General features: G+C 66.7%; 10 protein-coding genes. 7 read left to right on the top strand and 3 right to left on the bottom strand.

Annotated elements, in window-relative coordinates; all coding sequences use genetic code 11:
* Positions 1 to 62: 62 nt before the first annotated feature.
* Positions 63 to 2,861 carry a M16 family metallopeptidase gene (locus tag I7X43_RS08155; RefSeq protein WP_198100443.1) on the top strand — a complete coding sequence of 933 codons (2,799 nt, stop codon included), beginning with the start codon at positions 63 to 65 and terminating at the stop codon, positions 2,859 to 2,861.
* A gap of 14 nt (positions 2,862 to 2,875) precedes the next feature.
* Here the strand turns inward: I7X43_RS08155 and I7X43_RS08150 are convergent, their stop codons facing one another.
* From I7X43_RS08150 to I7X43_RS08140, 3 genes are all read right to left on the bottom strand, one after another.
* On the bottom strand, positions 2,876 to 3,733 hold the full coding sequence (locus I7X43_RS08150) for a hypothetical protein (RefSeq protein WP_198100442.1): 858 nt from the start codon (positions 3,731 to 3,733) through the stop codon (positions 2,876 to 2,878).
* 66 nt (positions 3,734 to 3,799) lie between these two features.
* Positions 3,800 to 5,062, bottom strand: a complete 1,263-nt coding sequence (locus I7X43_RS08145) for a mechanosensitive ion channel family protein (protein WP_246480281.1) — start codon at positions 5,060 to 5,062, stop codon at positions 3,800 to 3,802.
* Complete coding sequence (locus I7X43_RS08140; RefSeq protein WP_246480279.1) at positions 5,025 to 5,969, bottom strand: histone deacetylase family protein; 945 nt, start codon at positions 5,967 to 5,969, stop codon at positions 5,025 to 5,027. Before I7X43_RS08140 ends, I7X43_RS08145 begins: the two co-directional genes overlap by 38 nt.
* Positions 5,970 to 5,990: 21 nt before the next feature.
* Between I7X43_RS08140 and I7X43_RS08135 the strand changes: the two genes are divergently transcribed.
* The 6 genes from I7X43_RS08135 to I7X43_RS08110 all read left to right on the top strand — a co-directional run bounded on the left by I7X43_RS08135 (position 5,991) and on the right by I7X43_RS08110 (position 13,853).
* Positions 5,991 to 6,923 (top strand): AAA family ATPase, encoded by a 933-nt coding sequence (locus tag I7X43_RS08135; protein WP_198100441.1) that lies wholly within the window; start codon positions 5,991 to 5,993, stop codon positions 6,921 to 6,923.
* On the top strand, positions 6,920 to 7,888 hold the full coding sequence (locus I7X43_RS08130) for a DUF58 domain-containing protein (RefSeq protein WP_310737539.1): 969 nt from the start codon (positions 6,920 to 6,922) through the stop codon (positions 7,886 to 7,888). Before I7X43_RS08135 ends, I7X43_RS08130 begins: the two co-directional genes overlap by 4 nt.
* On the top strand, positions 7,885 to 9,939 hold the full coding sequence (locus I7X43_RS08125) for a transglutaminase TgpA family protein (RefSeq protein WP_198100440.1): 2,055 nt from the start codon (positions 7,885 to 7,887) through the stop codon (positions 9,937 to 9,939). Before I7X43_RS08130 ends, I7X43_RS08125 begins: the two co-directional genes overlap by 4 nt.
* A 7-nt stretch (positions 9,940 to 9,946) precedes the next feature.
* Entirely contained in the window at positions 9,947 to 11,122 is a 1,176-nt protein-coding gene (gene mltB / locus I7X43_RS08120; protein WP_310737538.1) for a lytic murein transglycosylase B, read from the top strand.
* 77 nt (positions 11,123 to 11,199) lie between these two features.
* Positions 11,200 to 12,174, top strand: coding sequence for an ABC transporter substrate-binding protein (locus I7X43_RS16565; RefSeq protein ID WP_198100439.1), 975 nt, complete (start codon positions 11,200 to 11,202; stop codon positions 12,172 to 12,174).
* Positions 12,171 to 13,853: a sensor histidine kinase gene (locus I7X43_RS08110; protein WP_198100438.1), complete on the top strand. Its 1,683-nt coding sequence runs from the start codon at positions 12,171 to 12,173 to the stop codon at positions 13,851 to 13,853. Before I7X43_RS16565 ends, I7X43_RS08110 begins: the two co-directional genes overlap by 4 nt.
* Positions 13,854 to 13,937 lie beyond the last annotated feature (84 nt).

Genomic DNA, 13,937 nt, shown 5'->3' with positions numbered 1-13,937 from the left:
CCGTCGGTTCCCTACAGTGCGGGGCCCCCTTCGTCGAGGGGGCCTTTTTTTGGGACCTCCGCATGCACGCCCTCATCCCCTCCACCCTGGTGGTCACCCTGGCCCTGGCCTGCGCCTCGTGGGCCCACGCCACCTCCAAACCCGTCAAGCCGGCGGTCAAGGCCGCCTTGGCGGCCCCCGCTGTCGCCGTACCCCAGTTGGTGCGGGAGCTAGAGGGCATCCGCGAGTTCCGTTTGGCCAATGGTTTGCAAGTGCTGCTGTTTGCCGACGCCGCCTCCACCACGACGCTGGTCAACCTGGTCTACCGCGTGGGCAGCCGCCACGAAGGATCCGGCGAGGCCGGCATGGCCCACTTGCTCGAACACCTGCTGTTCAAGGGCACCCCCTCGGTGGCGGATATCCCCAAGGCCATGAGTGAGCGCGGCGTGCGCTGGAACGCCACCACCAGCGTGGACCGAACCAACTACTTCAGCAGCTTCAATGCCAACCCGGCAACGCTGGACTTCATGCTGGCCTTGGAGGCCGAGCGCATGCAACGCTCGCGCGTCGAGGCCGAGGACCTGGCCAAGGAAATGCCAGTCGTCCTCAATGAGATGGAGCGCGGCGAGAACAACCCGGGCCAGCTGCTGCGTGAGCGCCTGCAGGCCGCGGCCTTCCGCTTCCACCCCTACGGCCGGCTGACCATCGGCAGCCGCAGCGACGTGGAAAACGTGCCCATCGAGTCCCTGCGTCGCTTCTACCGCAACCACTACCGGCCAGACAACGCCACGCTGATGGTCAGCGGCCAATTGAATGAAGCCGCGGTATTGGCCCAGATTCAGCAGCACTTCGGCCCGCTGAGCAACCCGGCCGGTCAGGCGCCGCAAACCTACACGGTGGAGCCCCCACAAGACGGCGAGCGCAGCGTGGTGCTGCGCCGCGTGGGCGGGCAGGCAATGAGCTTCATCGGCTATCACGCCCCCAATTTCGCCCACCCGGACTGCGCCAACCTGAACTTGATCAGCCAAATGCTGATGCAGCCCCCCACAGGCCCGCTGTTCAAGCGCTTTGTCGAAGGCAAGCAGGCCGCCACTGTCGGCGGTGGGGGTTGCGGCGGGTTTGACCCGGGGCTCTTCACCGTGGTGGCCGTGCCGACCGCCGACGCGCCCTTGGCTCAGCTTGAGAAAGATCTGCTCAACGCGCTGGAAACCCAGAGCGCCGAACTGCTGCAGGCCGACCAATTCCAGCGCATGCAGCAGCAGTTCGCCACGGCCTACGCCCAGTTGCTGAAAAACCCGCAGCAGCTCACGATGTTGCTCACCGAGATGGTGGCTGCGGGGGACTGGCGCCTGGTGTTCAAGCTGCTGCAACTCGTCAAAACCGTGAAACTGGAGGACCTGCACCAAACCGCGGCTCGCACCTTCCAGGCCAACAACCGCACCGTGGCCCGCTATGAGCCGGTGAAAACCTCCGGGCAGGTCGCCATTGCGCTGCTGGCCAATCGTCAGGAAGGCTTGGACACGCTGAGCGACAGCGCCAAGCTCAATGCCGGCGAGCAGTTGAACCCCGCCCCCGAGCACCTGCAGGCCCGCACGCGTTGGACCCGACTCACCCACAGTGGACTGCCGCTGGCCTGGGTGGAAAAAAAGACCCGCGGCGACCAGGTGTTTGGTCGCATTCAGCTTCGTTGGGGCGATGGGGCACAGGCCCATCAGTTCCATGAGGCCAGCCACGTGGCCATACAGCTCATGGAGGGCAATGCCCAGATGAGCAAGCAGCAACTCATCGACGAGGCGTTTCGCCTCAAAGGCCAGTTCAACATCACCAGCGGCCCTCAAGGTCTGACGCTGACGCTGGAGGGAGAAAAGGCCAGTTTTGGCGAGTTGCTCCAGTTGGCCTTCAAGGTCATGCGCACGCCCACCTTCCCCGAGGAAGCCTGGCAGCGGCGCCAGCGCGCCACGGTACAGGGCTTGCAGGCCTCACGCCAGGAACCCGAAACCTTGCGTCAGGCCGAGGTACGCGCTCACTACAACCAAGTCCGTCAGGCTGAACCGGGTTCACCGGACTACCTCGCCAGCCTGGACGATCGCATCGGCTATGTGCAGAGCATTACCACGGACCAGTTGAAGGCCTTCCATGCGCGTTACTGGAGTGCCAATGAGGGCGAACTGGCCTTCGTGGGGCCCCTGCCCGACGGCCTTGAAGCCCTGCTGGACCACGAACTGGCCGCCTGGAAAAAACCCGAGGCGCCGGTCTACCGCCGCCACACCCGGCCCTTCAAGGACGTGCCGCCCGCCAGCTTCCATGCCCAGGCCTCCGACAAGGCCGCTGCCTTGCTGCAGGTGCGGCAGGAACTGCAATTCCCGGCAGACCATCCCGACGAAGTGGCGCTGCTGGTGGCCAATCACCTGCTGGGCGGCGGTTCACTGGAAAGCCGACTCAACACTCGCCTGCGTCAGCAAGGGGGTTTGACCTACGGCATCGAGTCCTCCCTCACCCTGCCGGAATGGGGCGACGCCGGTGCCTGGACCCTCCGCACCCAATTTGCTCCCCAAAACCGCTTGAAGGTCGAAGCCCAAATCCGTACCGTTTTAGAGGAAGTGCTGAACCAGGGGTTCAGCACGGCCGAGGTGGAGCGCGCCAGAAAAGATCTCTTGGAGGGCCGCCTGCAGGGGCGCGCCAAGGAATCCAGCCTGGCGTTCTCCCTGACCAAGCTGCAGGAACATGGAAAGACTTGGGCGTACACCGCCGAATGGGATGCCCGCTACCGCACCGTCACGGCCGAGCAAGTCAATGCCGCCCTGCGCCGCTACCTGAAACCCGAAAAAATGGTGTGGTCGAGCGCCGGCGACTACAAGGCCAAGCCCCCAGTTCAGCCCTGATCGCTGCGGGCAGCTCACTCCACGTCGCTGCGCGCCGCCCGCTCCGTGTAGAAGCGCTCCATGCCGGGGCGCTCTTGCTGTGCGGTTTCGGGCGGCATCCAACGCAAAAGCGCCTGACTTGCCTCGGGCTGGAGTGCCCAGTCCCGCATCGCACGATCGACCGCCTGAATCACTTTCAGACCCCAGGCCCCACGGGTGCAGGCGACATAGGCCGCATCGGCCTGCCGGTCTTCCGCGATCAAATGGAAGTCCAGCTTGGGCCGCGGTTGCAGGCGCTCGTACAAATACGTCACTGCCGGGGGGTACTCGACCACATAGTCCATGCGGCCGGCCTCGAGCATGCGCAACAACTGGGGGGAATCCGGTAGGGCTTGACGCTTCACATGGGGCCCAGCGGCCGCGATTACGCGGTCCAAATGCACGCCATAGCTGCGATCGGTTTCAAACACACCGTGGAGCTGGACTTGGGACAGCAAATCGGCCAGCGATTTTTCACCCGCATCGGGCAGGGTGCCCTGGCGGGTCACCACAATCTGGCGCAGCGGCGGCGTCACAGAGGTGAAGTGGGCCCATTTCAGGCGCTGGGGTGTCTTGAAGGCATCGGCATAGCAAAGGGGTTGGCCTGCCGCCATGTCGCGCCACAACCGGGTGCGCGGCAGATGAACCAAGCGGTGTTTGAATCCGGGCATTCGGGTGGCCAATCCGCGAATCAAATGATCCGTGATGCCGTGACCCAGACTATCCACCGTGTGTCCCAGGCCGCCCAGCCCGCTCAAGTGGTAGGGCGCGCTGTCCACAATCGCCCACACCACCTCGGTGGCGCGTGCCGACGACGCCAAACTGAGCAACAGGGCCAGGGCAGCAACTCTCACCAGATTCGCGCGGGAAGTGCAAGACCCCGCCATCTCACCGCAATTTCGCCGGCGCAACCAGCCGGGTTAGCGCTGATGGACCACGCGCTGGGGATACGGAATGGAAATGCCCTGGGTGCGCAACAAATTCAGGATGGCGCGGTTCACATCGCTGCGCACATTGCCGCTGCCGTTCTCCGGGTCCGCAATCCAGAAGTGCAGATGCAAGTCCAGCCCATCCGCACCGAACCCGTGCAACTGGGCCACCGGGCCTGGGTCTTGTTGAACCCGCGGGACCGCGGCCACCGTGGTCTGCAACGCCGCCATGAGGGGCTCCAAGTCGGTTTCATAGCCCACGGTCACTGCCGTACTGAGCAACACCTTCGGATCGGCAAGTGAGCTGTTTTCGACTCGCTGCGTGATCAGCAGTTCGTTGGGCACCACACTTTCGCGTCCGTTCAGGGCCCGGATGACCGTGTAGCGTGTCTTGATGTCGGTGATCCGCCCCTCAAAGCCATCGACCTTGACCACGTCCCCGATGCGCAGTGACCGTTCGGCCAAGATCACAAAACCGCTGACGTAATTGGCCGCCAGCTTTTGCAGGCCGAAGCCCAAGCCCACGCCCAAGGCACCGCCCAGCACGGACAGTGCTGTGAGATCAATCCCGGCGATCGACAAAGCCAACAACAGGCCCGTGAAGAGCAAACCGGCCCGGATGAGGTTGGCGATGATCTTGCGCGCACTCAGGTCGTTCTGGGCACTGTTCTTGAGCAGTCGGCTCTCCAGCACCGCCGACAGCCACAGGGCCCCGACCAGGATGACGACTACCGCAACGGCGCCTTCCAGCAAGCTGCGCAGGCTGACGGTGCTCCCGCCCAGCTTCCACGCAATGGATTCCAGCTCCTCCATCGCCGCAGGCCACAAACCGGTGATCCAAAGCACCGAACCGCCCCACGCCAACCAAGCCACCCACCGCTCGGCCAGCAACGTCCCGCGCGACGCTGGCAGCGCCGCTTGGAGTACCCGCACCACCAGGCGAATGACAGCCAGGCTGATCCAAATGGGCTGCACCAACTTCAACAGCGCGGGTTTGAACCCAAACGCCGGCCACAGTTTGATCAGGGCATAGGTCAGCAGCATCAACAGCAACGGGAAAAACAAGCCGTCGACCCCGTGCCGGCCCAAGAGCACACCGGCCTCCCCCTCGCGTCGGCTTGCCAGGGCCCGCACCAGCACCCAGGCCAACGCCAACCCCACCCCCAAAGCCAGAGCCTCCCAGCTCACACCGCGCTGCCCCAGCAACTGGCTCCATTCATCCACGGTGTTGCTCTCCATCGTGTGCCAAGACATCCACATGGGCCATCACGCTGCGAGCCAAGGCATGCAGGTGATAGCCGCCTTCCAGACAGGAGACGATGCGCCCTTGCGCATGACGCCCGGCCACCTCCACCAAGGTTTCGGTGATCCAGCGGTAATCCGCCTCGGTCAGCCGCAAAAGGCCCAACGGGTCGAGCTGGTGCGCGTCGAAACCCGCTGAAATCACCAGAAGCTCCGGCTTAAAACGCTCCAACGCCGGCACCCAGTGGGCGCGAATCAGTTCGCGGATTTCCGCTGACCCGGTCTGGGCCGGCAGGGGCAGATTCAACATGTTGTTGCCCTTGGGAGGCACCCCGCTATAGGGATACAGCGGGTGCTCAAAGAGACCGACCATGAGCACCCCCGGGTCGTCCGCCAACACGTCCTCGGTGCCATTGCCATGGTGCACATCAAAGTCGATCACCGCCACGCGCTGGAGACCGTGCACGCGCAACGCCACGCGGGCGGCGAGCGCCGCGTTGGAAAAGAAACAAAACCCCATCGCGCGGTCCCGCGTGGCATGGTGCCCCGGGGGGCGCACTGCGCAAAAGGCGTTGCGCACCCGGCCCTCCAGCACCCACTGCGTGGCCTGCACCGCGGCACCCGCCGCGTGCAGAGCCGCCGTCAGCGTGTGGGGGTTGGCGGCGGTGTCGGGGTCCAGTTGAACCACCTCACCCAGACCTGTCAGCCGCTGCCGCACCTGGTCCAGGTACTCCGGTGTATGAGCCAGCGCCAGTTCGTCCCACGTGGCGGCGCGAGGTTGGGCCAACTGCAGGCGGTCGATCAGCCCGGTCTGCTCCAAGGCTTCGGCGATTGCTTCCAGGCGTTCGGGGCATTCAGGGTGCCCGGGGCCCATCTGGTGCAACAGGAAAGAAGGGTGGGTGAAAAACGCGGTATTCAAGACTTTGCTAAGGTGTGCGCCATGACGCCACCCTCCATCGACACACACCTGCTTCGTCAGGTGCAGAGCCAGATTAGCACGGTGATCAAGGGCAAAGCCCCCCAGGTGGAGGACTGCTTGGCCTGCTTGATCGCGGGCGGGCACCTGCTCATTGAAGACCTCCCGGGCGTCGGCAAGACCACGCTCGCACAAGCCTTGTCGGTGAGTCTGGGCCTGCGATTTTCGCGGGTGCAATTCACCGCCGACATGTTGCCCACCGACTTGCTCGGGGCGCAGGTCTTTGAGCGCAGCACCGGGCAGTTCCACTTCAAGCCCGGCCCGGTATTCGCGCAAGTGCTGTTGGCCGACGAAATCAACCGGGCCGGCCCCAAGACCCAAAGCGCCCTCTTGGAGGCCATGGAGGAGCGCCAGGTCAGCCTGGAAGGGCAGACGCACCCGCTGCCTCAACCGTTCTTCGTCATCGCGACGCAAAACCCGACCGAGCAATTGGGCACGCACCCGCTGCCGGAATCCCAACTGGATCGCTTTTTGATGACCATTCGGCTGGGCTATCCGGACCGCAGCGCCGAACGCGAGTTGCTGGTCGGACGCGACAGCCGGGAGGTCTTGGCCGAGCTCCAGGCTGTCATGCAAGCCCCGCAGTTGTTGGCCGCCCAGGTCCAGGCCCGAGAGGTCATCGCCAGCCCCGCGTTGCTGGATTACCTACAAGCCTTGATCGACGCCACACGCAATGGTCAGTGGTTTGTTGAGGGGCTTTCACCCCGCGCCGGTCTGGCCTGGCTGCGCGTGGGCCGCGCCAAAGCCCTGTTGGCCGGCCGGGGCCACGTGTCGCCGGACGACCTCCAGGCCACCGCGGTTCAAGTACTGGCCCACCGTTTGCGCCCACGCGCCGCGGCCGGCCGTGGCGCCGTGGAGCAAGTTCGCGCCTTCATCGAATCCGTCCCCCTGCCGTGAACCCGTTGCGCACGCGCTGGCGCGCCTGGCTGTCGGCACGGCACCCAGCCCAAGACGATTGGCGGCTCAGCCAGCGCCACCTCTACATCGTGCCCACTCGCATCGGCGTGGCGTTCTTGCTGACCCAGGCCGTGCTGCTGGTCGCCTCCATCAACGATCAATTGAGCCTGGGCTATGCCCTTACTTTCTTGCTGTGCGGCGCAGGATTGGCGTCCATGCTCACCACGCACGGCAATCTGAGTGACCTGCACTGGTCGTTGCAACCCTTGGAGGGGGGCCATGCGGATGCCGATTTGCCGGTCGTGCTGCGCGTCCACAACCCCGGTCGGGCGCGGTTTGGTGTGGGCATTCGCTGGGCCGAAGCGGTCAACGCCCCATGGGCCTGGGTGGATGTGCCGGCCCAGTCACACGCTGAAGTGCACCTGAGCTGGCGCGCCGCGAACCGCGGGCGCCACCCGCTGCCACGCCTGCGCATTGAAACCCGTTTTCCACTGGGGCTTTTTGTCGCCTGGAGTTATTGGCAGCCGGCCAGCCGTCAATGGGTGTACCCCGCCGTCGAAACGCCGTGCCCGCCCCTACCGACCGACCTCACCGGGACCGAGTCCAGCCCCGCGCGGGGTCACGGTCACACCCAAGACGAGGAGTTGCACCAACTCCGGGCCTGGCAAACCGGCGATCGCCTGCGGGATGTGCTGTGGAAACGCGAAGCCCAATCCAGTGACCCGGAAGGGCCCTTGTGGGTGGCCGAGCGGCGCGCCGCTCAAGCCAGCCGCCTGCACTGGCTGGATGCCGCGCACACCCAAGGCCTGGACCCCGAGCGCCGCTGGCAGCGCTTGGCCGCTTGGGTCGTGGCCGTGGACGCCACCGGTCAGGACTGGGGCCTGCGCTTGGGCAGCGATGAACTGCCGCCCGCTCAGGGGTCGGAGCAGCGCCGTCAGGCGCTTGAGCGCTTGGCTTTGGCATGAAACCCCTGGCACGCGACGCGCGGGACACCTTTTTCCTCGTGGGCGTCGTGGCCCTGTGCGCGGCCCCGCACCTGCTGCGCGTGCCCCCCTGGGCGGCGGGGATGGTGATCTTGCTCTTGGCGTGGCGGCTGCTGTTGGCCGCCCGCAGCCAGCCGCTACCCCACCGGGGCTGGCTGGTGGCTCTGCTCCTCGTGGCGGGCGTGGGGGCCAAACTGACCCACGGGGCCCTCATTGGGCGGCCGGCCGGACTCACCTTGGTCACGGTGTTGCTGGCCCTAAAGCTCCTGGAAATGCACCAACGGCGCGATGCCTATGTGGTGTTTTTTCTGGGATTTTTCTTGGTGTTGGCCCAGTTTCTGCACAGCCAAGCCCTGTGGGTCGCGGCGTGGGCCGGGCTGAGTGTTTGGGGCTTGTTGAGCTCGGTGGTGTTGGCCCAAATGCCGTTGGGCCAGCCCAATTTGCGTGTAGCCGCTCGCGAAGCGGCCCGCACCACGCTGCTGGGCTTGCCCGTGATGGTGCTGCTGTTTGTCCTGTTTCCGCGCATCGCGCCGCTGTGGGGCGTTCCGTCTCAGGGCGCCAGCACGGGTTTGACCGACCGCCTGAGCTTCGGGCAAGTGGCCGACCTGGCAACCGATGAGCGCATTGCGTTGCGCTTGCGGCCGCTAGACGGTCGGCCCTTGCCCGCACCCGCCCAGATCTACATCCGCGGGCCCGTCTTGACCCAATTCGACGGTCTCACCTGGCAAACGCTGCCCACCGAGGGCCGCGCGCATGCCACCCCGGCGCTTCAGTTCGCCCCCACCCCCGACGCCCCGGCGCTGCGCTATGAAATGCTGCTGGAGCCACAGCGCCTGGAGTGGTTGCCCGAACTGGAGTTCGGTGCCGGCACCCCCGGGGATTTGTGGACACCCGACGGCGTGCGCCTGCTGCGAACCGCCGACCACAGCTGGCGTGCGGAGCGGCCCGTCACGGAACGGCTGCGCTTGGTGATGGAGGCTTGGCCAGGGGGCCGGGCCCGCAGCCCCCTCACGCCCCACCCCAGCCTGCGGGCGGCCCTGAGCCTGCCGCCCGGTTTGAACCCTCAGCTTCGCGCCTGGGCTCAAACCCTGGCCCCTGAAGGCGATGCCCGCGCCAAGGTGGCCGCCCTGCTGGCCCACATCCGCACCGAGGCGTTCACCTACACGCTCAGCCCAGGCCCTTACGGCGAGGTGTCACCGCACGCCATCGACGAATTTTGGTTTGGCCGCCGCTGGGGGTTTTGTGAGCACTACGCGGCCGCCAGCGTGTTCGCCCTGCGCGCCGCGGGCGTTCCGGCGCGCATCGTGACCGGATACCAAGGCGCGGACCCCACGCTGCAGGACGGCTGGGCCGTGGTACGCAACAGCAATGCCCACGCGTGGATCGAGTTCTGGCAGGCCGGACAGGGGTGGCTGCGCGCCGATCCCACGGCCGCCGTGGCGCCCGATCGGGTGGAGTGGGGACAACGCCTGGCCCCGCCCCGGGGGATCTTGCGGGGCACCCTCGACGCGCTCGACCCCACGTTATGGCTGCACCTGCGGCATTGGGGCGAGCGCATCGACCTGCGGTGGCAGCAGTGGGTCGTCGGCTATGCCCGCAGCCAGCAATTTGAATTGCTGGGGCGGCTCGGCTTTGAAGCCCCCGATTGGGAAGCCCTGGGGCAAGTCACCGCCGCAGTGATTGGCGTCCTGACCCTCGGTCTTTTGGCCTGGACCCGCTGGCAGCAGCGCGACGCCAATCCGTGGGCGCGGCTGCATCGGCGCGCGCATCGCGCGCTGCAGCATGCGGGGCTCCTTCAGGCCGCCACTCACCACGCGCCCCTGCGCTGGGCGCTGTTGGCCCGAGACCAATGGGGGAGCGCGGCCGCCAGCGTGGCGCACCAGCTTCAGACCTTGGAGACCCAGCGGTTTGGCGCGCCAACGCCGCTATCGGCCGTGGACGCCTGGCGCTGGCGTTGGCGCTGGTGGCGCGATTTCACGGGCGCCCTGGCCGTGCTGCGGCACACTGCGCCCCCGCCTCCCTCCGCTCCTTAAGGTTTTTGTGCTCAGCCGGTTCCATGTTCCCGTTCGTAGCGCCCTGGTGTGGGCGCTCACCGTCGCGCTTGCCCAGCCCGTGATGGCTGCGCCCGGCAAGAAAAAAGCGCCGCGCAAGGCCCCCACCCTCACGGCGGCCGCCGCGCCCGTGCACGGCAGCCGGACCGGGCACTATGAGCAGCGCCGGGACGTGCGGGCTTGGGCGCACGCCCAGGTGGCGGGGCCCCTCAACGGATGGACCGAGGCCGAAGTTTTGGCCCAGCTGGGCCAAGCGCGCTACCAGGCCTCGGTGGCGCAACTGATTCTTCCGCCCGCTGTGGGGCAGGCCAAGGACTGGGGGGCGTATCGGGACCGATTCATAGAGCCCAAGCGTTTGCAGGCCGGTCTCGCGTTTTGGGCCCAGCATGAAGCCGCGCTCGCTCGTGCCGAACAGCAGACCGGTGTGCCGGCCTCGGTGGTCGTCGGGATCATTGGGGTCGAGACGTTTTACGGTCAGATCCTGGGCCGCTATCGCGTGCTGGACGCCCTGGCCACGCTGGCCTTCGATTTTCCAGTCGGGCGCAGCAACCGCAGCGGGTTTTTCCGCGACGAATTGTCCGAGTTCCTGCGCTTGAGCCGTGAAACCGGCCGGGACCCCGCGGAGTTCCGCGGCAGCTTTGCCGGGGCCATGGGCTGGGGCCAGTTCATGCCCAGCAGCTGGCGCACCTACGCGGTGGACTTTGACGGCGACGGCCAGGTGGACTTGCGCGGTTCGCCCGTGGATGCGATTGGGTCGGTCGCCCATTTCCTGCAAAAGCACGGCTGGCAGCGCGGCTTGGTTTCGCACCTGGCCTGGGCCTGGCCAGCCGAGGCGCCGCCCGATGCCCATGCGCTGGCTCGCTTGTTGGAGCCGGACATTGAGCCGCGCTGGTCGGCCGACGAGCTGCAAAGCGCCGGCATTTCCTTGCCCCTCCCGACCCCCACGCCCTGGGCGCTGGTGAAGCTGGACAACGGGGGGGCCAAACCGCCGACCTACGTCCTGGGCAGTCCCAATTTCTACGTACTGACCCGCTACAACCGGTCCGCTTACTACGCGCTGGCGGTGGCGACCCTGGGGGAGCGAATCGCCCAGCTCCGGAACGCCGGGCAGCCCGAGCGCCCGAGCGAAGGCTCCGGCCCCGTCCGCGAAGACCCGCGGCCCTGAGGCGAATCCCCGGATCTCCGTCTTTTTCGAAGTGCAAGTCCCGCCCAGCGCCCTGAAGTCGCGGTAGGCTTGAACGGATGCACCCGCCCACGTCCCCGCTTTTGCGCCCGTTGAACCGCCGCACATGGTGCCGGTGGGTGGCGGGCTGCTGGGCCGTGGGGCCGTCCGGCGTTTGGAGCCAGGCCTCGGCCCCGCGCGAAACGGTGCCCGTGCTGTACCCCGAGCTGGGCGAGCCCTTCCGGTCGGTCTTCGCCCAAATTCTGGCGGGCCTGGACGAGCGTCTGGCGGGCCGGGTGGAACGGCACCCGGTGCCCCCCCAAGTGGACCCCGCCCCCCTGGCGGCCGAGCTGGGCAAACGCAAACCGCGGGTGGTCGTGGCCCTGGGGCGCGCTGCCCTGAAAACCGCCCTGACCCTCGACTGCGACGTGGTGGGCAGCGGCATCATCAGCCCCGCTGAAGGCGATAGCCGCACCGCAGCCCTGTTGAGCCTCGCGCCCGACCCTCAGCTGCTGTTCCAGCGCCTCAAGTTGCTGGCGCCGGGCGTGCGACGCGTCACCGTGGTGTTCTCCAACCGCAGCAGCGGCTGGCTGATGCCGCTGGCAAAAGACGCCGCGCGCGCCACGGGCTTGGAACTGCGGACCCTGGAGGCTGAAGACCTCAAAACGGCCTTGCGCCACTACCAAGATTTTTTTGCGCAAGCCAGCGCACCCGACGCCTTGTGGCTGCCGCAAGACCCCGGCACGGTGGACGAAGCGGCGGTGCTGCCGCTGGTCATTCAAGAGAGTTGGAACCGGAACGTGCCCGTGTTTTCCAGCAACCTGGCGCACGTGCGCCGCGGCGCCTTGTTTTCGCTGTATCCCAACAACCCGGAACTGGGCCGCACGCTGGGGACGACGACCCTGGCGGTGCTGGCCCGCACCGGCCCCACCAAAGGCCCGCAAGCCCTGCGCGACGTGCACGCGGCCCTCAACACCCGAACCGCCAGTCACTTGGGCGTGGACCTCAGCCCCCAAGTGCAGCGCACCTATGACCTGCTGCTTCCCGAACGATGAAAAGCCTGCTGCCCTCCGACTGGCTTGAGCGGCTGCTGCGCAGCACGTTCCGGCGCCAGCTCACCATTGCGGTGGGCGTGGGCGTGTTGCTGGCCGGCAGCCTTTCCGCCTGGCTGAGCTCCTGGCAGAGCAGCCTCCAAGCCCGCGAGACGCTCCAGGCCCAGGGCCTCAACCTGGCCCACAGCCTGGCCCAGCAAAGCCAGTTGGCCTTGCTCACCCAAGGCGGTGACAACGCCCGGGCCGCTCTGGACCGCGCCTTTTCCTACCCCGATGTGCAGCGTGTGGAACTGCTGTACCCCGACGGCGTGGTGCTGATCGCCCGGGGCAACGCGCCCGCCCAAGCCGCCTCCCGCCCGCGCGCGCAAGCCAGTGCCGCCTATTTGGAAGCCGAAAGCGGTGACTACTGGAGCTTCGTTGCCCCCGTGCTCACGCAACCTTCCGAGGCCTCCCCCTTCGATGGTGAACCCGCCCGTAGTGAACTGCTGGGCTATGTGCGAGTCACCCAAGGCAAGGCGGCGTTGGCCGACCTCGTGCGGCGCCTGATTTTCATCAACTTTGGCGTGGGACTAGCCAGCGCGGTGGTGCTGATTTGGGTGCTGCGTCAACTCGCCCTGCGGCTTTCGCGACCGCTGGGGGAACTGTCGGAGGTGATGGCCCGTGCGGGCGATGGCGCCTTGGCGGCCCGGGCGCGGCCCTACGGCCCCAAGGATCTGGTCCGCATGGCCGAGGTCTTCAATCGCATGATGGACACGCTGGAGCAGCGCGACAAAGAACTGCAGCACAAGAACGACCAACTGGCCGCGCACGCAGAGACCCTGGAGCGGCGGGTGGCCGAGCGAACGGCCTCGCTCTCCACGGCCAATCAAGAGCTGCACCAAGCGCTGGATGCCCTGACCCAGGCCCAGAACCACCTGGTGGAAACCGAAAAACTGGCCTCCCTCGGGCGCCTCGTCGCCGGCGTGGCCCATGAACTCAACACCCCGTTGGGCAACGCCCTCATGGCCGCCACCACGCTAGAGGAGCAGCAGCAAAAGCTGGCGCGCGCCATGACCGAGGGGAGCCTGCGCCGCTCCGACTTGGAGCGCGGCCTGCAAGAAGGCGTCGACACCAGCTCGCTGGTCACCCGCAACGTGCAGCGCGCGGCCGAGATCATCAGCGGCTTCAAACAATTGGCCGTCGATCAGACCACTGACAAACGTCGCGCCTTCAAGGCGGACGAGGTCCTGCGTGAGGTGCTCACCACCCTGCATCCCATGTTCAAGCGGACACCCTTCCAGGTCATTGCGCACCTGGAGCCCAACCTGCGCATGGACAGCTATCCCGGCCCACTGGGGCAAGTGATCACCAACATCGCGCAAAACGCGTTGATCCACGCCTTTGCCGGGCGCGACGGCGGCGAGTTCCGCGTCGAATGCCGCCCCTGGGGCGACCACCACGTCCAGATCGTCTGCAGCGACGACGGCAATGGCATGGAAGAGGCCGTTCGCAAACGAGTGTTCGAGGCGTTCTTCACCACCAAGTTCGGCCAGGGCGGCTCGGGCCTGGGCATGCAAATCGTCCACACCCTGGTCACCGGCCTTTTGGGCGGCCGCATTGCGGTGGACAGCGCCCCCGGCCTGGGAACCCAAGTCATCGTCACCCTGCCTCGCACTGCCCCCGAAACCCCGCATGAGGGCTGAATGGGGCCCCCGCCCCGGGTTTGCGGGGGGTTGCCCGGGACGTGTTGCCGGTGCCACACCCATCCGGGCCGCAACCTGTTGAAA

The sequence above is a fragment of the Inhella gelatinilytica genome (genome assembly GCF_016093295.1).
Lineage (GTDB): Bacteria > Pseudomonadota > Gammaproteobacteria > Burkholderiales > Burkholderiaceae_C > Inhella > Inhella gelatinilytica.
This window is presented reverse-complemented; position numbering and strand designations above follow the sequence as displayed.

What these genes read in the sequence shown, in the direction of transcription:
- I7X43_RS08155 (WP_198100443.1), top strand. Translation starts at nt 63, where the DNA reads ATGCACGCCCTCATCCCCTCCACCCTGGTGGTCACCCTGGCCCTGGCC.
- I7X43_RS08145 (WP_246480281.1), bottom strand. Translation starts at nt 5,062, where the DNA reads ATGTCTTGGCACACGATGGAGAGCAACACCGTGGATGAATGGAGCCAG.
- I7X43_RS08135 (WP_198100441.1), top strand. Translation starts at nt 5,991, where the DNA reads ATGACGCCACCCTCCATCGACACACACCTGCTTCGTCAGGTGCAGAGC.
- I7X43_RS08125 (WP_198100440.1), top strand. Translation starts at nt 7,885, where the DNA reads ATGAAACCCCTGGCACGCGACGCGCGGGACACCTTTTTCCTCGTGGGC.
- I7X43_RS16565 (WP_198100439.1), top strand. Translation starts at nt 11,200, where the DNA reads ATGCACCCGCCCACGTCCCCGCTTTTGCGCCCGTTGAACCGCCGCACA.
- I7X43_RS08110 (WP_198100438.1), top strand. Translation starts at nt 12,171, where the DNA reads ATGAAAAGCCTGCTGCCCTCCGACTGGCTTGAGCGGCTGCTGCGCAGC.